The 19394-nt window shown below is 67.6% G+C and carries 14 protein-coding genes; 7 read left to right on the forward strand and 7 right to left on the reverse strand.

Annotation, left to right across the window (positions count from 1 at the left end; translation table 11 throughout):
- Positions 1–47 precede the first annotated feature (47 nt).
- The 3 genes from SFB74_RS16755 to SFB74_RS16765 are packed head-to-tail and all read right to left on the reverse strand — an operon-like array spanning position 48 to position 5133.
- Positions 48–2855 carry a DUF6493 family protein gene (locus SFB74_RS16755; RefSeq protein WP_432725306.1) on the reverse strand — a complete coding sequence of 936 codons (2808 nt, stop codon included), beginning with the start codon at positions 2853–2855 and terminating at the stop codon, positions 48–50.
- Positions 2852–4222 carry an SWIM zinc finger family protein gene (locus SFB74_RS16760; protein ID WP_432725308.1) on the reverse strand — a complete coding sequence of 457 codons (1371 nt, stop codon included), beginning with the start codon at positions 4220–4222 and terminating at the stop codon, positions 2852–2854. Before SFB74_RS16760 ends, SFB74_RS16755 begins: the two co-directional genes overlap by 4 nt.
- A complete protein-coding gene (locus SFB74_RS16765) occupies positions 4219–5133 on the reverse strand; it encodes an alpha/beta hydrolase (RefSeq protein ID WP_432731948.1) in 915 nt (304 codons plus the stop codon). The genes SFB74_RS16760 and SFB74_RS16765 overlap by 4 nt, the downstream gene beginning before the upstream one ends.
- A gap of 140 nt (positions 5134–5273) precedes the next feature.
- Between SFB74_RS16765 and SFB74_RS16770 the strand changes: the two genes are divergently transcribed.
- The 7 genes from SFB74_RS16770 to SFB74_RS16800 all read left to right on the forward strand — a co-directional run bounded on the left by SFB74_RS16770 (position 5274) and on the right by SFB74_RS16800 (position 14296).
- Positions 5274–6410: an iron-containing alcohol dehydrogenase gene (locus SFB74_RS16770; RefSeq protein ID WP_432725309.1), complete on the forward strand. Its 1137-nt coding sequence runs from the start codon at positions 5274–5276 to the stop codon at positions 6408–6410.
- A 184-nt stretch (positions 6411–6594) separates the two neighbouring features.
- Complete coding sequence (locus SFB74_RS16775; protein ID WP_432725311.1) at positions 6595–8937, forward strand: type VI secretion system Vgr family protein; 2343 nt, start codon at positions 6595–6597, stop codon at positions 8935–8937.
- A 12-nt stretch (positions 8938–8949) separates the two neighbouring features.
- Complete coding sequence (locus SFB74_RS16780; RefSeq protein WP_432725312.1) at positions 8950–9384, forward strand: hypothetical protein; 435 nt, start codon at positions 8950–8952, stop codon at positions 9382–9384.
- A 7-nt stretch (positions 9385–9391) separates the two neighbouring features.
- Positions 9392–12037, forward strand: coding sequence for a DUF2169 family type VI secretion system accessory protein (locus tag SFB74_RS16785; protein WP_432725313.1), 2646 nt, complete (start codon positions 9392–9394; stop codon positions 12035–12037).
- Positions 12034–13140, forward strand: a complete 1107-nt coding sequence (locus tag SFB74_RS16790) for a pentapeptide repeat-containing protein (RefSeq protein ID WP_432725314.1) — start codon at positions 12034–12036, stop codon at positions 13138–13140. Before SFB74_RS16785 ends, SFB74_RS16790 begins: the two co-directional genes overlap by 4 nt.
- 4 nt (positions 13141–13144) lie before the next feature.
- Positions 13145–13891, forward strand: coding sequence for a DUF3540 domain-containing protein (locus tag SFB74_RS16795; protein ID WP_432725316.1), 747 nt, complete (start codon positions 13145–13147; stop codon positions 13889–13891).
- 18 nt (positions 13892–13909) lie between these two features.
- The gene (locus tag SFB74_RS16800; protein ID WP_093195101.1) at positions 13910–14296 is read left to right on the forward strand and encodes a DUF4150 domain-containing protein; all 387 of its coding nucleotides are present in this window, start codon (positions 13910–13912) and stop codon (positions 14294–14296) included.
- Between the two features lie 27 nt (positions 14297–14323).
- On the opposite strand, the gene SFB74_RS16805 is transcribed toward SFB74_RS16800, so the two are convergent.
- From SFB74_RS16805 to SFB74_RS16820, 4 genes are all read right to left on the reverse strand, one after another.
- Positions 14324–15748, reverse strand: coding sequence for a tannase/feruloyl esterase family alpha/beta hydrolase (locus SFB74_RS16805; RefSeq protein WP_432725317.1), 1425 nt, complete (start codon positions 15746–15748; stop codon positions 14324–14326).
- 286 nt (positions 15749–16034) lie between these two features.
- On the reverse strand, positions 16035–17015 hold the full coding sequence (locus SFB74_RS16810) for a tripartite tricarboxylate transporter substrate binding protein (RefSeq protein WP_432725318.1): 981 nt from the start codon (positions 17013–17015) through the stop codon (positions 16035–16037).
- A 76-nt stretch (positions 17016–17091) separates the two neighbouring features.
- Positions 17092–18513 (reverse strand): sensor histidine kinase, encoded by a 1422-nt coding sequence (locus SFB74_RS16815; RefSeq protein ID WP_432725319.1) that lies wholly within the window; start codon positions 18511–18513, stop codon positions 17092–17094.
- Positions 18506–19213: a response regulator transcription factor gene (locus SFB74_RS16820; RefSeq protein ID WP_432725321.1), complete on the reverse strand. Its 708-nt coding sequence runs from the start codon at positions 19211–19213 to the stop codon at positions 18506–18508. The genes SFB74_RS16815 and SFB74_RS16820 overlap by 8 nt, the downstream gene beginning before the upstream one ends.
- Positions 19214–19394 lie beyond the last annotated feature (181 nt).

Consider the following 19394-nt stretch of genomic DNA (forward strand, 5'->3'; position numbering starts at 1 on the left):
GAATCGAAGGATGGAAATGGATTGCGGCAATCGGAAGCGCCCAGGGCTCAGGCCGGCGAGGCCGGGCCCAGGGCAAGCAGGGTCTTTTGTACCGCACGGCCTTTGCCGCCGAGCTTGAGCTCTTTCAGTAGCCCCAGCGTGGTCGGGTGCAGCGAGCGTTGCGAGCTCAGTGCGATCTCGAGCAGCAGCTCCATCAGCGCGGCGAGGTCCTTGGGTGGATTTTCGACGTCCGCCGCGAGCATCTCGCAGAGAAGGTCGAAGACCGGTGCGGCCAGTCGGGCATCGGCGCGCACCGCCGACTGCAGGCTCTTTCCGTAGCGCTTGGCCATCGCGAGCGATGAAGCCAGCAGCGCGCGCATCTGCGCCCCCAGCGCCGGCACGTCGAGCCGCGCTTCGGCGTGGGCATGCACGAGCGCATCGACGGCAAGCGCCGTCTGACCGGGCTCCTTGCCCGCAAGAGCCAGTGCCAGCAACAGCACCGCCATCGGCTGCGAGGCGGTGACGGGCACCGTGGGATCGAGCAGCGGCACGAGGTAGGCGCGGTTCTGCCACTGCGCCTCCCACCAGTCGAGGTTGTTGCCGATCTCGCGGCAGCCGGCCGCGAAGAAGCTCTCCAGCGACGACGGCAGCACCGTGGCTGCGTAGCGCAGCAGGGCTTCGTCGTAGTCACCCTCGATGCCTGCGCGGCGCACTGCGACTAGCGCGTGTGGCGTGTCCTGATGTACCGCAATGGACGCCAGCAGGAAGTCGTGATGAACGTAGGTCTTGCCGTCGTAGGTGGAGCTTCGTGAACTCACCGACCATGTGTAGCGGGCTGCGCTCGCGCCGTCGGGGCCGACGTCGCCCAGGGCCGCCAGCACGCGCGGATCGTCTCCGCCCGGGTGTCGGATGCGCGCAGCCGCCACGAACAGGGCCTCCTGCGCCTGATCGGCCTTGGCCGGAATGACGATGCCGTCCTCGCCGAGCGCATGGCGCAACGCCCGCACCAGAGGAACGTCGGCTAGCCGTCGGGCCTTCTCCTGCACGACCGCAGCGCCTTGCCCCTGCACCGGGGCCAGCCGCAGCAGCCCTCTCACCTGCTCTCCCAGGCTCGGTTCCGCGCCGCGCGCCTGATACGCCGCAATGCGCTCGATGAACACCGCCGCATCGATGAAACCCCGCGCATGCGTGGCCGACGACAACGGTGCAAGGCCCCAACCTTTTTCGGCCTGATTGACGAGATCGTCGATACGCAAGGCCAGGAACTCGTCGGCCCGCGGCTTTTGCAAGCCGAGCCGGCGCGGATCGTCGCGCAGGTCGGGCAGGCGCTCCCCGCTCGTGACGAAGACCAGCAACCGCGCCAGCCGGGCCGGCACCTCGCTGCGCAGCAGCTTGCGGGCTCGCTTGACCACGGGTGCGCACTGCTTTCCCAGCGCTTCCGGCAACGGCGCCATGCGCACCAGCGCCTCGACGACGCGCTCCAGCTCATCGATGTCGTTGGAGTTCTCGAACACGAAGGCGATCCGTTCGACCAACTCGGCAGGCTCGGTGATCGGCACGAGCGCGCGGCTGGCGTCGAGCGGATCCATCGGGCCGTCTCCCGTAGCTTCTGCCGGAGTCTGCTCGACGACCGCCGGCACCATGGCGAGCGCAGAGGCATCCCCGAGCAGCGCCGCGAGCGCCGGCCGGTTGACCGCCGCCACGCTGTCGACATACGCCGCCAGCTCACCGCGCGCCGAATCGTCCACGCCCCAGCCCTTGAGCCGCTCGACGATCTTCTTCTGCAGGTCGGTCGCCTCGTGCACCAGCCCGCACAGCACCACCGCCGAGGCTTCGTGCGCCAGCGAGGGCTCGCGCTTGACTGCGGCCTCCGCCAGCTTCAGCGCTGCCTCGACCTGCGACTTGGCACTGGCATGGAACGCCGGGCGCAGCGCCGCCAGCAGCGATGCTCCGTCGACGTGCCCCGCCGCCTGCAGTGTTTTCAACGCGCCGAGCGCCAGCGCGACGGTCGGCGGAATACGGCTCTGGCACAGGCCGAGGTAGCGCGCGGCAAACGGCGCCATCTCGTCGGCGTCGGGCGTCAGCGTCTCGTGAAAGCGAGAGAACCAGCCCGCGCGGAACTGGGGCCAGTCTTTCTCCAGCGTGCCCAGCGTCTTATCGAGCAACTGCGCGCGTGTGAATTCGCCCCGCGCCACGCCGTCCATGAAGATGTACGACCAGGAGTTCTTCGGCGAGTGGTTGTACTTGTCGACCGCTGAAAGGTTGTGCTCGCCGGTGCCTTCCACGTCGAACAGGCGGAGCACGGCCTGGTACAGGCCGGGGTCGCGCTCGAAATGCTGGTCCATGGTGGTCAGGCGGGAAAGCGCACGCGGCAGGGCCATGAGGCCGATGGCGTAGTCATCGCTCCGCGGCCGGTCGATCAGCCCCGCCGCGACGAGGTTCTGCACCGGCATGATGTGGGCCGCGAAGGCTCGTAGCCCCGCCTCGGCTGCCTGCTGCAGCGTGGCGCGCCAGCCGACGGCATCGATGCCGAAGCGCTTGCACAGCGCCAAGACGGTTTCCTGGTCGAGCGCGACCCGCAGGCTCGCATGGTCGAGCAAGGCCTTGGGCTCCATGCACACGACCACGGCTGCCTGCAGCGCGCGGTACTGCGCGGCCTGGGCCTCTCCGCCCCACTGGCGTGCGTACGGGCTGCCCTGCCAGTGGCTCGATCGCATGATCTGGCCCATCTTCTCGAGCGATTCGCCGCAAGCCTTGCGACCGGCGGCGGGCATGGCCTCCAGGCTCGCGAGCGCCGCCTCGAAGTCGCCTTGGTATACCGCCTGCTCCAGCGCGCCCTCCGGCACGAATGCCGGCAGTTCCTCTGCATTTCTCACTGTCCGCCTTCCACCGCGAAGGCCGTCGCCTCCACCGCCAATACATGCTTGCAGGGGCCGCGCTCGCCCTGGTGCTTGGCATACCAGGGACAAGTGCAGCGCAGCTCCCCATCGATCTCCCGAACGCTGTACGCAGTGCCCGAGCTGTTCACCTGCGCCTCGACCGGGCTGGTCTTGGCGATGGTGACGGCGCCGCGCGCCATGAGCTCGCGCGCATCGGCCAGGCGCGGGTGCATGTCCTCGACCGAAGACAGGTCGAACGGCAGCACACGGTGAAAGTAGCGGCGCTCGACCACGTCGAAGCCCACCAGGCCGGAAGCACCGAGGATGCGCAGGCAGTCTTCCACGCTCGCCTCGGCGATGTCCAGCGTAAGCGCCAGCGCCGGTGCGTCGATCAGTGCCTGCCAGTTCAGCTGCGCCCGCACCTGCGAAACCGCGCGTTCGTCGTCCATGCGCATCAGCGCGCGCAGTGCCTGTCCCTCGCCCGAGAAGCCGCGCCAGGGCTCGGCGCTGAGCGCCAACGTGAGCCGCGCGCCCGGAAAATCCAGCACCCATGCGCTGGCCTGCTGTGCTTCGTCGGCATGCACGGCAAGGCTCCGAGCCTTGGGCAACAGGGCTTCGAGCACGCGCAGCCGGCTGGTGTCGGTCACGCGCACGCCTTGCGGGTGCGGGCGGGTCGTGGTGAAGGGACCTTTCGGCGACGGCACCACCCACAGCGGCGTGCGGCTGGTGGATGCCTTGGGCAGCGTGCGGAGGAAGCGCAATGCCTCCAGTCCCTTGAGTTCGAAGCGGTGCCGCATGCCGGCCAGGTACGACTGCACCTCGACCATGCCGCGCAGCCAGCGCAGCGGCAGCGCCACCTTGCGCTCGACCACCTCGCTGTCGCCAGATTGCAGCGTCAGCGCATCGCGCCCGACCGAGAGCGCAAGCCCGTCGGCGTCACGAAGCCGGGCCAGCGCGGCGCGCATCGGGGCATTGAAATCGACGTTCGTCGTGCCCTTGCCCACCACCTGCCCGTCATAGGAGTCGGGCAGCAGGTCCACGCGCACATAGCAGCTGCAGCATGAGGAAAAGCCCTCGAAGCGCAGCAGCTCGCCGCCGGCCGTGACCACCGGATCGGCCAGCGCGATGGCGCGCGCGACGCTGTTGGCGGGCGTGAAGAAGCGCGAGCCGACCACCAGGTGCACGGCACTCAGCAACTCGGCGCACAGCCGGGGCTGCAGCAGCCGGCCCTCGAAGAAATGCGGATGCGCCGCGCCGCCATCGGCCTGCGGGCTGGAGGTCGCGAGACTCAGCCGCGGGCCCGACGGCTCCGCCAGCGCAGCCGATGCGTGCGCGTACCGGTAGGCATGCGCGACTGCGCTCAAGGCTGCAAGGCCTCCCGCAGGGCCCGGGCCGCGTCGTCCTGCGCCTGCAGCGCTTCGGGAATGGCGCGGCCCATCTTGATGAATTCGTGAATCACGCCGCGGTAGATCTCCAGATCGACCGGCACGCCCGCCGCGCGCAGCTTGTCGGCGTACGCGATGCCTTCGTCTACCACCGGATCGCACTCGGCCAGCCCGATCCAGGCCGGCGCCACGCCGTCGACGTCATCAGCCAGCAGCGGCGCGAAGCGCCAGTCGTCGCGGTCGGCCGGCGTGTTGACGTACTGCGAGAAGAAGAAATCGATCATCGCCTTGGTCAGCAGCGGCCCGTCGACATGGCGCAGGTGCGAGGCGGTGTCCTGGTGCGCCGTGGTGCCGGGGTAGATCAGCATCTGCAGCGAAAGCGGCAGGCCCGCGTCGCGCGCGAGGATCGCGCACACGGCTGCGAGCGTGCCGCCCGCGCTGTCGCCGCCCACGGCCAGCCTCGACGGGTCGAGGCCGAGGCTCGCGCCTTCCTTCGCGATGAACTGGAAGGCGTCCCACGCATCGTTCGACGCGGTCGGAAACTTGTGCGCGGGCGCCAGCCGGTAATCGATGGACACCACCGCGCAACCGCTCTTCGCGCTCAGCACGCGGCACAGCGTGTCGTGCGTGCGGATGTTGCCGACGGTGAAGCCGCCGCCGTGGAAGTAGATGAGCACCGGCAGCACGGCCGATGAAGGCGCGTACAGCCGCACGGGAATCGCATATCCGTCGCGCGCCGCGATGGTGAGGTCTTCGATGCGCGCCAGTTCAGGCTTGGGCACTTCGAGCACGCCGGCACCTTTTTCGTAGGAGGCTTTCGCCTCGTCGGGCGTCTGCCGGTCCAGCGGAGGATGGCCTGCGCGTGCCATGCGTTCGACCACGCTGGCCATCTTCGGCGTGAGCCGCGTGCCGGACGGTGTTCCGGGCGCGACAGCGGCAAGGGTTTCTTTCGTGTGCAAGACTGATCGCTCTTGTTAGATTTGGCTGGTCGGCAATCGTACTGCCCCGGGCTCCCCGAGGCCTTCATCCCATGGCACTCATCCAATACCTCACACAGATCCAGTTCGAGTTCGGCGCGATCAAGCTGCTGTCGGCCGAATGCGCGCGCATCGGCATCAACCGTCCGCTCATCGTCACCGACGCGGGCGTGCGCGCGGCCGGCGTGCTGCAGAAGGCGCTCGACGCCATCGCCGACCTGGAAGTCTCGGTGTTCGACCAGACTCCTTCCAACCCGACCGAAGCCTCGGTGCGCGCGGCCGTGGAGCTCTATCGCAGCGGCCGCTGCGACGGCCTCATTGCGGTGGGCGGCGGCTCCGCCATCGACTGCGCCAAGGGTGTCGCCATCGCGGCCACGCACGAGGGCCCGCTCAAGACCTACGCGACCATCGAGGGCGGCTCACCGCGCATCACCGACCGCGCGGTGCCGCTGATCGCGGTGCCCACCACCAGCGGCACCGGCAGCGAAGTGGCGCGAGGCGCGATCGTCATCGTCGACGACCATCGCAAGCTCGGCTTTCACAGCTGGTTCCTGATGCCCAAGGCCGCCATCTGCGACCCCGAGCTCACGCTCGGCCTGCCGCCCCGGCTCACGGCCGCCACCGGCATGGACGCCATCGCGCACTGCATGGAGACCTTCATGTCGGCCGCGTTCAATCCGCCGGCCGACGGCATCGGGCTCGACGGACTGGAGCGCGCATGGGGTCACATCGAACGCGCGACCAAGGATGGCAGCGACCGCGAAGCGCGCCTGAACCTCATGAGCGCGTCGATGCAGGGCGCCATGGCCTTCCAGAAGGGGCTGGGCTGCGTGCACTCGCTGAGCCACAGCCTGGGCGGCGTCGATCCGCGCCTGCATCACGGCACGCTCAACGCCCTCTTCCTGCCCGCGGTGATCCATTTCAATTCGGGTGCCGAGTCGGTGCAGAAGGAGCAGCGCCTGCAGCGCATGGCGCAGGCCATGCACCTCGATTCGGCCGGTGACCTCGGCGATGCGATCCGCGACATGAACGCCCGCCTCGGCCTGCCCAAGGGCCTGGCCGAAGTGGGCGTCACGCCCGCGATGTTCGAGCAGATCATCGACGGCGCCATGGCCGACCACTGCCACAAGACCAACCCGCGCCTGGCCACGCGCGACGACTACAGGGCCATGCTCGAAGCCTCGATGTAAGGCTCGCGTAAGAGGCCTGTAAGGGCTTCTTCTACACATTGTTTCAGTGACCGTTCCGAGGGGTGTTTCAGAGGGAAAAGTAGCTCTCTGGCACCCCTCGCGTCATTTATGTGACATAAGGGATTTCTAGACTGTCACCGAAGGTTTCCCAGCCGCGGAAACCCAAGGGTCAGGGAAGTTCCGAATGCAGCGCACCGTCCAAGTTCACACCGTCCTGAGCGCAGAACAGCTCAAATTCCGCTCGATGCGGGGACAGGAGGGACTCTCCCGGCTTTTCGAGTTCGAGGTGGACATGGTCAGCAGCAGCTTCAGCCTCGACCTGAAGCAATTGCTCGGCACTTCGCTCACGCTGGAACTGGCCGACGAAGGCGGCCCGCGCTTCCTCAACGGCACCGTGGTGCGCTTCGAGCTCGTGGGCCGCGCCAACGAAACCGGCCGCCACTACATCTACCGCGCGCTCGTGCAGCCATGGCTTTGGTATCTCACGCGCACCACCGACTGCCGCATCTTCCAGAACAAGAGCGTGCCCGAGGTGCTCGACGAAGTGCTGGGCAAGTACGGCTTCCAGTTCGAGAAGCGCCTCACGGGCAGCTACACCGCCCAGGAATACTGCGTGCAGTACCAGGAAAGCGACTTCGCCTTCGTAAGCCGCCTCATGGAGCACGAAGGCATCGCCTATCACTTCGAGCACAGCAACGGCTCGCACCTGCTGGTGCTGGCCGACGATTCGGGCAGCTACAAGCCGCTGCCAGGCCACGCCAGCATCGCCTACCGTCCGCGCGACCGCGTGGTCAATGCACTTGAGCCCTGCATCGACCAGTGGCGCGTGACCGAGCAGATCACCTCCGGCCGCGTGATGCTCGACGACTTCGACTTCAGGAAGTCGCGCGCCTCGCTGCAAAGCGTGCAGCAAGACCCCAAGCCGCACGAGCACTCGACCTACGAGGTCTACGAATGGCTCGGCGGCTACACCGAGCACCAGCAGGGCGACGCCTACGCCAGGATCCGCCTGCAGGAGCTGCAGTGCGCGCACGAGCTGGCATCGGGCCACACCAACGTGGTGGGCATGGCGCCGGGCTACCTGTTCCAGATGACGCACTGCCCGCGCGAATCGGACAACCGCGAATACCTCGTCACCGAGACCCGCTACGACCTGCAGGAGCCCGAGTACTCCACCGGCGGCAGCAGCGAATCGGTGTGCGAGTTCGACTTCACCGTGCTGCCCTCCTCCGTGGCCTATCGCCCCGCGCGCAAGACGCCGCGCCCGCGCACCAACGGGCCGCAGACCGCCACCGTGGTCGGCCCCGAGGAAATCTGGACCGACCGCTTCGGCCGCGTGAAGCTGCAGTTCCGCTGGGACCGCTATGGCCAGTCGAACGAGAACAGCTCCTGCTGGGTGCGCGTGTCCAGCAGCTGGGCCGGCGCCAACTACGGCACCATGCACATGCCGCGCGTGGGCCAGGAAGTGATCGTCGATTTCATCGGCGGCGAGCCCGACCGCCCCATCATCACCGGCCGCGTCTACAACAGCGACCAGATGCCGCCGTGGGAGCTTCCCGCCAATGCCACGGCCAGCGGCATCCTCACGCGATCCAGCTCCGGTGGCGCAGCCAACCAGGCCAACATGCTTCGCTTCGAGGACCGCACGGGCGCCGAGCAGATCCTGCTGCATGCAGAGCGCAACCTCGACGTGGAAGTGGAAGCCGACGAGACCCACACCACCGACGGCACCCGCACCACGCTCATCAAGGGCCACGAGTCGGCCACGTACCAGGACGGCGAGACGCGCGACATCACCGCCGGCGCCAAGGAAACCATCACCGGCGGCGACACCCGCAGCGTGACCGGAGGCTTCACCGAGACCGTGACCGGCGGCGTGAACCAGACCATCTCGGGCGGCAAGACCCGCATGCTCAGCGGCGGGCTGAACGACACCATCACGGGCGGCGTCGAGCTCGCCATCACCGGCGGCTTCCACGGCACCATCGACGGCAAGGAAATCCGCTTCGTCAGCGACGGGCGCAACGACACCATCAACACGTCGAACGACGTGCTGGTCAACGGCCCCTCGACCACGACGGTCACCGGCCCGACGGTGCATACCTCGCCGGATGTGACGTTCAACACGACGAACCACATCCACAACACGACGCAGCACGTCATCAACACGACGATCTACAACACCACGTCGACCACCTACAACAACCTGACCAACAACTACACGAACAACTCGGTCAGCTACACCAACAACTACTCCAAGAGCAGCGACTGGAGGTGGTTCCGCCTGGGCGGCACCGGCCTGAACATGGACGTGTCGGGCATTTCGCTGGGCGTGCTGGCCGTGCGCTCGATGGCCATGGGCGTGCAGGCGCAGGCCATCGGCGTGAAGCTGGAGGCTGTGGGCGCGGAGTGGAAGAACAAGGCCATGTCGCTGGGCGATGCCGGGGCGCTCATCCAGCTCGTGGGCACGGAGATCAAGACAGGCGGCCTGCGCGCCGGCATCCAGGCGCTCAAGGTCCTGCTCTGAGGCGTGGACAGCGTGCTCGAGATCGTTCTGTGGGGAGTGTTCGGCATCGTCAGCCTGGGCGTGATCGCGCTCGCCGCAATCGTGCTCGCGGTGGCGCTGATGAGCCATCGCGCCTATTCCGAGGAAAGCCGGCTGTGGCAGCAGTTGCAGGCCGACGGGCGTCCGCTGCAGGGCGTCGCGGTTTCCCTGGTTCGCGCGCCCAGCGGCTACTCCCGGCGCGGCCCCGTCGGGCAGCGCATGACCGCCGTGCAACTGGGCGTTGCCTACGTCGATGCCGCCGGCATCGAACAGCAGGCCACCCTGCGCACGCTCATCGACGAGGACCTGCTGGCCCATTTCTCCGCGGGCCGGCCCGACATTCATCTGCTGCAGGATCCGCAGGACCCCTTGCGACTGGCCATCGACCGCAGGCACACCCCGCTGGTGATCCGCGGCGCAAGGCACTGATCCCGCTGTGAAGACCATCAAACCCCTGCGCCTGAGCGTCCTGACACGGCCCTTCCTGCGTGGGCAAAGCCAGCGTTTGGCCATCACCGTGATCGGCATGCACACCCTCGGCGAAGGGGGCGTGCTGCTGCCGGAGACGGAGCTCTGGAAGACCGTCTCCGCCGAACTGGGAAACCAGTCCGCGATCGATCTCGGCATTCCCAAGCTGCGGCCCGAGTTCCTGGTGAGCGGCCAGGCCTACACCTGCCACCAGCAGGACAAGACACGCTGCGCGGTCGACCTGCGCGTCGGCGGCCTGCGGCGCCAGTTCCTCGTTTCGGGCGACCGCTACTGGCTGGATGGCCGCGCCACCGAGCCGCAGGCGTTCGACACCATGCGCCTGGACTGGCGGCACGCGTTTGGCGGCCCCGGCTTTGCCGCCAACCCCGCGGGCATCGGGTACGCACCCGAGATGGTCAATGGCCTGCTGGTGCAGCGGCTTCCCAACGTCGAACGCCCAGGCGACGGCATGGACCGCCCCGACCGGCGGCCGGCCCCGGCCTGCCCGGGTGCGATGGATGTCGATCTGCCCGAGCGCCTGAAGCTGCTGGGAACGGACTACGGCGACCAGTGGCGCGAGACGCTCTACCCCGGCTTTGCGCGCGACATGGACTGGCAGTTCTTCAACAGCGCGGCCCCCGAACAACGCTGGAACGACGAACTGTCCATCCCCGCGGCTGCGCCCTACGAGATCTGGAACATGCACCCGGAGCACGCGGTGCTGCGCGGACGGCTTCCGGACCTGCGGCCTCGCGGTTTCGTGGCGAGAAAGTCCGCGCAGCCCCTTGCGCTCGAAGAGGTGCCGCTGCGGCTGACGACCGCCTGGTTCTTCCCGCATGTGGCGCAGGTCATGCTGATCTTTCACGGCGAGACGCTCATCCTCGAGGACGACGCCGCCGACATCACGCATGTCATGCCGGCGATGGAGGCAGCGGACAGCCCGCCGCGCCCCCTCTCCCACTACGAGAAGGTCTTCGAGAACCGCTGCAACCTCGAGAAAGGCGCGATCCATGCGCTCCTCGACGAAGAACTGCTGCCGGCCTCGGCCATCGGCCCCTGGCTGGACCGGATCGACGCGCGCGAATCGATCCTCGCAAGGAACATCAAGGACAAGGGCGATCGCCTGCGCGCCGAACTGACGGCGCGCGGCCTGGAGGCCGGCCACAAGGCGCGCCATTTCCGTGAAAGGCCCCTGCCGAAGCCTTTCGACAAGATGCCCACGTTGGCCGAACTTCCCGAGTTCATCGACAAGACACGCGCCTACCAGCGCGAACAGGAACGCAAGCTGGAGGAAGCCAGGCAGGAGGTCGCGAAGGCGGCGCGGGACAACGCATCCGAATCGCGCAAGGCGGGCTTCGACAGCGGCCGGATCATCGAGGAAAGCCAGAACGCGCAGCTCAAGGGCCCGCCGAAGTTCGAAGCCGAGGCGATCCTCCAGGGGCTGGCCGGCATCGCCGCTGCCACGGGTACCCCAGCCATGAGCGCTGCCGAGCATGCCGAGCTGAAGGCCGTCGGGCAGCGGGGCCAGAAGGACATGCTGACGCTCTACCGCATGGGCGCCCACCACCAGGCCGCTGCCGACCCGATGGCCGCCGAACAGAATGCGCAGGCGCGCGAACGCGTGCTCGCCGCCATGGCCGCGGACCGCGATCTGTCCGCCATGGACCTGACCGGCTGCGATCTGTCGGGCCTCGATCTGCGGGGTGCACGCATGCACCAGACCCTGCTCGAAGGCGCGCGCCTCCAGGGCACCCGCCTGGATGGCGCCGACTTGAGCCAATCGGTGCTGGTGCGCGCCGACCTGCGCCAGGCATCCTTGACGGACTGCAACCTCGAGCGCGCCAACCTCAGCCTCGCCCTCTGCGAGAACACCAACTTCGCGCAGGCCCGCTTCGAGCGCACGCAGATGGAAAAGCTGCGCCTCGACCGCTGCTGTCTCGACGAAGCGAAATGGAGCCACCTGCTGCTGCAGGGGATCGAGCTCGCGGATTGCAGCCTGCGGCGCGCCGACCTGAGCTACCTGAGCATGGCCGAACACTGCCGGCTGACGCGCTGCGACTTCGGCGAGGCGCGCCTGGAAAAGGTGCTGTTCGTGCAGGCCGAATTCGAGTCGGTTGATTTTTCCGGCGCGGTCATCGAAGCCTGCAGCTGGGTCCACACCCCGCTGCATAAGGGCACCCGGTTCCGGCATGCCTTGCTCAAGACGACCAGCTTCGTCGGCACTACGGATCTTCGCGAGGCCGACTTCGAGGACGCCACGCTGGTGCACTGCACCTTGCGCGAGCTGCCGCTCGACGGCGCGAACTTCAGGCGGGCCACGCTCGACACCTGCGATTTCTCCTCCGCGTCGCTCAAGGGCGCGGACCTGCGCGCGGCGGCTGCGCCCGACAGCCTTTTCATCCGCGCCGATTTCACGCGAGCCTCCCTGCGGCTCGCCAATCTCATGAATGCCAACCTCCAGAAAGCCTGCCTGGTCGATGCCGACCTGGGCGAGGCCAACCTGTTCCGCGCCGATGTCGCCCAGGTTCTCATCAGCCACGGCACGATCACCCTGGGTGCCCACATCGACCAGATGAAGACACTGCCCCGGCGCGCCGAGGCGGGCAGCGCGTGAACGCCGAGACGCTGGCAGCCCAGGTCCGCAACGGTGAGCCGATCCGCGAGAAGGACTTCAGCAACATGGACATGAGAGGCATCGACCTGCGCGGCGGCGTGTTCAGCGAATGCAGCTTCCGGGGCGTACAGGCCGATGCCGCGCTCCTGGGGGAATCCCTCTTCGAGAAATGCCGCTTCGACCAGGCGCAGCTGCCAGCGGCCGAACTCACGCGCGCCGCCTTCCACGAGTGCAGCCTGCAGGATGCGGTGCTGGACGCGGCCTCCATGCCGCATTCGGTGTTCAGCAGCTGCACCCTGCCGGGCGTTCGATTCGATGGGGCCTTCATGGACCAGGCGAACTTCCATCAAAGCAAGCTGCTCGACGCCCGCCTGGACCGCGTCAGCCTCGAAAAGGCCGTGTTCTCCGAGTGCGACCTGACCGGGGTGTCCTTCGACGAGGTGGCCTTCTCGTCGACCATCTTCTTTCGCGCAACGCTCACAGGCACGCGCTACGCCGGAGCCAGCTTCACCAACGCGATCTTCAGCGAGGCGGACCTCGCGGGGCAGGACTTCTCCGGGCAGCAGTTTCACCTCTGCCAGTTCATCGATGCGGTGCTGACGGCGTGCCGGTTCCACGATGCGCGCCTCACGCAGTGCAACTTCAAGGGCGCCGACCTGCGCAACGCGGTGCTGGCGGGGGCGCAGGCCATGCAGTGCCTGTTTCCCGAGGCCGACCTGCGTGGCGTCGATGCGCGGCGCGGTCACTTCCAGAACAGCATCTGGGTCGACGCCCATCTCGACGGCGCGGACTTCTCGCAGGCGCAGCTCGAGCAAGGCGTCTTCCATCGCGCGCACTGCGGGCAGACGACATTCGCCGGCAGCCGCCTGGACTACGCCGATTTTTCCTATGCCTCGCTGGTCCAGGCCGACTTCCGCGACGCCGCTTTCCTGCGCACCGTGTTTCATCGCGCCGACCTGGACGGTGCCAGGTTCAGCAACCGCCTGGGTACGCTGGACCGGGATCCTGCGCTGCACGAAGCCGAGAAGGTGGCGCTGCAGCAGCCCGAGCGCGCATCCCGCCTGGACCGCGACATCCATGGCCGCCGCCCCAAGAAAGATTAAGCCCATGACCTCAGCCCGGAACACCAACCGGACCACGGCTGGCGAGACGATCGCCACCGCAAGCGATGCAACGCAAGGCGTGCTGGATCCGCTGATGCAGCGCCCTTCGCATGCAGGCCGCGCGGACTCCGGCACGCGGATCGCCACGGTGATCGCCAGCGACGGTGACCTCTGGTTCGAAGTCGATCTCGACGACGGCCAGGGATCGCTGCGCTGCCGCCGCGTCGCCAGCTGCCTGCTGCTGCCCTCGCCGGGCGATACGGTGCTGGTCACCTCGACCCGCCAGGGCGACAGCTTCGTCATCGCGGTGGTCGCCCAGGCCGACCCGCGACAGGCGACGCTGGCCGTGGACGGCGACCTGACGCTGGTGTCGCGCTCGGGTGGCATCCGCGCGCGCAGCGCTGGCCCGATGGCGCTGGAATCGGACACGTCGATCGCCATGCAGTCGCCCGAGTGGCGCGCTCAGGCCCGGCAAGCCCATTGCGAGATCGGTGAGATGGACTACCAGGGCGGCCACATCCGCTTCAGCGTGCTGGTGTCGCGCTTCGTCGGCCGCGCCTGCGAGGTGGTGCTGGACCGCTTCAACCTGCTCACCCGCTCGAGCTTCCGCCTGACCGAAGAGGTGGAACAGGTGCGTGCCGGCCAGCTCGACATCGAGGCCGAGCAGACCCTGCGCCTGCATTCGAAGAACACGCTGCTGACCAGCAAGGGGCTGGTCAAGGTCGATGCCGAGCAGATCCATATGGGCTGACCCGAAGGAGCCGTTGCCATGTTTGCCAATGCACAGATGATGGGCGTTGACCTCGCCTTCCCCGATGTCTGCAAGACGCCGCCGGCGCTGCCGATTCCCTACCCCAACTTCGCGCTGGGGCCGACCGCCATCCCCAACGCCTGGAACATCCTCTACGGCGGCACGCCCGCGCACAACCTGGCGACCACCACGCCCATCACCAACGGCGATAACGCCGGGGTGCTGATGGGCGTGGTCTCGCAGACGGTGATGGGCCCCTCGCGCCACATCACCGGCGCGTTCACCGTGCTGTTGAAGGGCACGCCTTGCACGCGCATGACCAGCCTGTCGGTGCAGAACCGCTGCAACATCATCGGCATGCGGATCGTGCCGAGCCAGTTCAAGGTGCTGGTGCTGGCGCCCTGATTCCTGGCGCCGGGGGCGTAGCCGGCCTCAGGGGCTGGCGATGCACTTCCAGGCGCTCAGGGCCTGGTTCGACGGGATCTCGCCCGTCGCGTTTCTTGCGAGCGACGGCGCGCCGACGCGGGCCTGATCGTCGTGCACCCAGTTGTCGAGGTCAGCCACCGCATTCCAGGCCAGCTGCAGCGGCGTCAGGCCAATCCGCCTGAGCAGCGTATTGGTGTTGTAGAAGCCGTGGCTGTAGTCCTCGATGAAATAGGCGCGAACCGAAGCCTTGATGTCGCCCGAGCTCACCTTTCCGCCCGAGGGCAAGGCAGCCAGCTTGCCGACGAACTCGCCCGCCTGCGTGCAGGGCACCAGGAAGTCGGAAGTGCCCTGGTAGATGATGATCTTCTTGCCTTTCGTGCCCGCCTTCCTCTGGCTCGCCGCCGCGTCGAAGAACGGAAGAAGTTCGCGGGGCTGCACGTTCCAGACGGGCGCGAGCACGTCGAGCAGCCTGTTGTAGCCGTCGTAGTCCGCACCGGACTCGATGGCCACGTCCGCCAGGTGCCGCGAGACGGCGCCCAGCCCGTCGCTCAAGGTCTGCTGCGACACCTCCTGGCCGAAGAGGCTGGTGATCATCGCCGAGGCGCCGCCCCAGTTGACCACCCAGTCGTTGACCACTGCCGGTACCTCGATGCTCTTGAGCAAATTGGTCTCGTCCACGGGTGGCGCTCCGGCGACGATGCCGTCGTAGGCGTCGGGCCAGTTCGCCATGGCCTTCAGCGCCTGCCTGCCGCCGGTGGAAATGCCGACGAAATATGTGTCGGTGGGCCTGGTTCCCGTGAGCTTCTTCAGAAGGTACAGCCCGACGTCCAGCGATTTCTTGATGGAGTCCTGCCCGAAGTTCTTCACCATTTCCTGCTTCGCAACGTCGCCGAGCTTCCTGCCGGGCTGCACGAAATCGGGATTGAACGACTTGCCCGAATCGCCGGCGCCCGCGTCGCTGAGGATCACGGCGTAATTCGACAGCGCAATTCCCTGCAGCGAAGGCGAATACTGGAGATTGGTCTGGATGCCATTGGCGACCACGTCGGTCTTCCACGCAAATCCGCCGCCGCCGAGCTGCACGAATTTGCCATTCCATTGGGCCGGCACATAGATCTGGAAATTGATGTCGGGCACGCGGTAGCTCGGGTCCTTCACGGCCGGATCGATTCCGCCCGGAGAAGTCGGCTGGATCGTTCCCTTCACCAGGCAATAGGCCGGCAGCGCGAGCCAGACCTGCTCGACGGAGCTGACCGTGAAGCCGCCCGTCTTCGGCGAAGGAAATCGGGTGCCGCGGAAATCATTCAGCACCGCATCGCCGTATTGCGCGCCGTTGAGCTGGTTGGAGCAGGTTCGGATGAGGGTGCTGGAAATGTCATTGGCCGCATGGGCCGATGAAATGAACGCTCCGCAGGCAGCAGCCAGGAGCATTGGCCGAAGCAGCCGCCCCGACCACCGCATTCCATGAAAGCCGGAAATCTTCGTCTTGTTCAAGATTTGTCTCCAGGGTATCGAGTTGGATTTCACAAACCCATCGCTTCTTCGAATTCAGCGTGGATGGACCCGTGCCTTCTTTTGAGGCACTGAAATTCTCGATTGCCCTGCAATGGGCCGCACTATCCGTGCAGCGCCATCCGAATGACCTTCCGGACACCCGGAGCACGTCTTGAAAGACCGATTTACCTTTAAAGCACTACTTGCCCTGCTGTTCGGCTCGCTATTCCGCTTTCACGCCCGCGGTACGGATGACCTTTCCCCATTTCGCCGTCTCGGCGGTGATGAACGCATCGAATTCCTCCGGCGTGCTGCCCGCCGGAATCGTGCCCATCGCATCCAGTTTGGCGCGCGTGTCGTCGCTCTTGATGATGCGCGCCACTTCTTCCGACATGCGCCTGACGATGTCGCGCGGCGTGCCCGCCGGCGCCAGCATGCCGGCCCAGGTGCTGCCGGTGAAACCCGCGAAGCCCTGCTCGATGAAGGTCGGCACCTCGGGCGCAGCGGCCAGGCGCTTGTCGCCCGCCACGCCGATCAACCGCACCTTGCTGGCCTTGGCCTGGTTGATGAGGCCCGTGGGCGCATCGAAGAAGAGCTGGATCTGCCCGCCCATCAGGTCGGTCAGCGCCGGCACCGCGCCCCGGTACGGGATGTGGATCATGTAGGTCTGCGTCAGCGACTTCCACAGCTCGGTGGTCAGGTGCGCGGCCGAGCCGTTGCCCGACGAGCCGAAGCTCACCTTGCCCGGATTGGCGCGCGCATAGTCGATGAGCTCGCGCGCCGTCTTGAAAGGCGCATCGACATTCACCGCCGCCAGCAGCGGCGAAACGCCCATCAGCGAAACGCCGGTCAGGTCCTTGTGCGGGTCGTAGGGCAGCTTCGGGTACAGCGTGGTGTTGGCCGCATAGGCCGCGATCACGACACCGAAGGTCGTGCCATCCGGCGGCGCCTTCGCGATCGCATCGACGCCGATCAGGCTGTTGGCGCCGGGCTTGTTGTCGATCAGAACCGGCTGCCCGAGCTTCGTCTGCAGCCCGATCTGCACCAGCCGCGCCATCTGGTCGGTGAACCCGCCGGGCGTGTAGGGCACGACGATGCGGATCGGCTTGCTGGGCCAAGTGCTCTGCGCGAACGCCGGCAAGGCGAGGCTTGCGGCTGCGGTGGCGAAGGTGAACCGGCGGCGGGACAGCGTGGCTTGGGGCATGACGGCGGGGACCCTTTCGTTGCTTCGGGGGAATGAACGGATCGGGTCATTCTCGAAGCGCCTTGGGCCGGCCCGGTCAGGGTTTGCCCGGCACCGCCAGAGGCAACCTCATGTCGAACCGCGCCCCTCCCCCGCTCTCGTTCGCCGCCTCGATCCGCCCTCCGTGCGCATGCACCACTGCCTGCGAGAGCGCCAGCCCGAGCCCGAGGCCCGGGGTCTTCTCGTCCGAGCGCGCCGTGGCGCCGCGGTAGAAGCGTTCGAACAGGTGCGGCATTTCGTCGCCGCGTATGCCGGGGCCGCTGTCGGCCACGCTGATGACGGCCTCGTTCGCCTCCGCGTCTGCCCGCAGGCCCACGCGCACGGTGGTGCCGGGTGGCGAGAACTTCAGGGCGTTGTCGAGCAGGTTGGCCAGCGCGAGGCTGGCCGCGCCGCGGGCGACGCGCGCGGCGACCGGCGGGGCCTCGTCAAGCGACAAGGCAAGGCGGCGCTCTCGTGCCAGAGGCTCGAGCCGCCTCAGGGCCTCTTCCGCGAGCTGGTTCAGCGACACCGTTTCCACGGCGTCGCGCTCCTGGCCGGCATCGAGGCGGGCCAGCACGAGCAGTTCCTCGACCAGCAGCGTGAGCGACTCGACCTCCTCCAGCGAGGAGCGCAGCGTTTCCACATACGCGGCCGGCTCGCGCGGCCTGCGCAATGCCAGTTCGAGCTCTGTGCGCAGGCGCGACAGCGGCGAGCGCAGCTCGTGCGAAGCATCGGCCGTGAAGCGTCGCTGCGCCTCCATGCCCTGCTCGATGCGCCCGAGCATGTCGTTGAGGGTGTCCACCAGCCGGCCGATCTCGTCCCTGGTTCCGGAGTGCGGCAGCCTTTCGCCCAGGTTCGCATCGCCGATGCGATGCGCCTGCCGCACCACGTCGTCGATGGCGCCGAAAGCGCGCCGGGTGATGAGCGCACCGGCCGCCCCCAGCGCCAGCAGCAGCGCGCCGCCGAGGATGATGAAGAGCGCGCTGGCCATGGCCACGGTGCGGTTCACGTCGTCCAGCGAGCCGGCCACCTGCACCGCGAGTTGCGAGCTGCGGCCCGGCACGGGCACCGAGACCATGCGCGTGGGTTCCTCGCCGTAGCCGTCGAGCGTTTCGAACACGGTTTCGCCCGCGGCCAGCCGCTCGCGCAGCGCAGGCGGAATGGGCAGCTGCGCCTCGCCGAGGTTGCTGCTGCGCGCCAGCACGCGGCCGTCGGCGTCGACGATCTGCACCAGCCTGTCGAGCCGCACGAACGACGGCGCGCCGGGGCCTGGCGGCGCCTCATGCACGATGACGGTATCGCCCTCGCCGGCGGACAGCAGCATGCCCATCTCGGTCTCGGCCAGCGCCAGCAGCGCGGCGTCGAGCTCGCGGTGCACGTTGCGCGAGAACACGAGGTAGGAGCCGAAGGCCGCGACCGCCATCACCACCACGATCACGCTGACGTGCGCCAGCGCCAGCCGCTTGCGAAAACTAAGCATGCGCGACGGTTCCCGCGCCGGCGTTGTCGTCCGCCAGCGCCAGCCTGAAGCCGCGTCCGCGCACGGTCTGTATCAGCGGCACGGCCGGCGGCGCATCGACCTTGCGGCGCAGGTTGCTGATGTGCACGTCGATCAGGTTGTCGATGGAGATCAGGTCGTCCTTCCAAACCTGCTCTGCCAGGCGCGAGCGGCTGACCACCTCGCCGGCGTGGCGCAGCAATATCTGCAGGATCGCGAACTCCTTGTGGGTCAGTTCGAGCACGGTGCTGCCGCGCAGCACGCGCTGGCTCAGCGGGTCGAGGCTCAGGTCGGCCAGCGAGAGCACCACCGGCCTCACCAACTCGGAGCGGCGCAGCAGCGCGCGCACGCGGGCCAGCAGCTCGTCGAAGGCGAAGGGCTTGGTCAGGTAGTCGTCGGCGCCGGTGTTGAGGCCGGCCACGCGGTCGCTCAGCGCGTCGCGGGCGGTGAGCATGAGCACGGGCGTCTTGCAGCCGCGCTGGCGCAGGTCGCGGCACATGGTGAGGCCGTCCTTTCCGGGCAGCATCCAGTCGAGCACGATCAGGTCGTAGGCGACGACGAAGGCCTCCTCGTCGCCCTCCTCGGCCGTGTGCACCACGTCGACCACGAAGCCCTCTTCCTGCAGGCCCCTGGCCAGCAGCCGGGCGGCCTTGCGGTCGTCCTCGATCAGCAGAATTCTCATGGCGCGGATCATGCCGCGTGTTCCTGACTGCCGGCCACCGAGGCCCACCGAAGGCCGCCGGAAAAGCCGATCCTGAAGAGAACTTCAGGATTTCTTGGGAGCTTCTTCAGGCACGTTTTCTTACGCTCTCCGCAGGAGACGGGAGCGGATCGAGGGCATGGGAAGGCGTCCCGTGCACGGC

Origin of the sequence: Variovorax xiamenensis, assembly GCF_050916385.1 — a bacterium.
Taxonomy (GTDB): Bacteria; Pseudomonadota; Gammaproteobacteria; order Burkholderiales; family Burkholderiaceae_C; genus Variovorax.

Coding starts and splice junctions, on each gene's coding strand:
- SFB74_RS16815 (WP_432725319.1), bottom strand. CDS start 18,513: ATGCTTAGTTTTCGCAAGCGGCTGGCGCTGGCGCACGTCAGCGTGATC.
- SFB74_RS16770 (WP_432725309.1), top strand. CDS start 5,274: ATGGCACTCATCCAATACCTCACACAGATCCAGTTCGAGTTCGGCGCG.
- SFB74_RS16800 (WP_093195101.1), top strand. CDS start 13,910: ATGTTTGCCAATGCACAGATGATGGGCGTTGACCTCGCCTTCCCCGAT.
- SFB74_RS16795 (WP_432725316.1), top strand. CDS start 13,145: ATGACCTCAGCCCGGAACACCAACCGGACCACGGCTGGCGAGACGATC.
- SFB74_RS16820 (WP_432725321.1), bottom strand. CDS start 19,213: ATGAGAATTCTGCTGATCGAGGACGACCGCAAGGCCGCCCGGCTGCTG.
- SFB74_RS16765 (WP_432731948.1), bottom strand. CDS start 5,133: ATGGCCAGCGTGGTCGAACGCATGGCACGCGCAGGCCATCCTCCGCTG.
- SFB74_RS16775 (WP_432725311.1), top strand. CDS start 6,595: ATGCAGCGCACCGTCCAAGTTCACACCGTCCTGAGCGCAGAACAGCTC.
- SFB74_RS16810 (WP_432725318.1), bottom strand. CDS start 17,015: ATGCCCCAAGCCACGCTGTCCCGCCGCCGGTTCACCTTCGCCACCGCA.
- SFB74_RS16805 (WP_432725317.1), bottom strand. CDS start 15,748: ATGCTCCTGGCTGCTGCCTGCGGAGCGTTCATTTCATCGGCCCATGCG.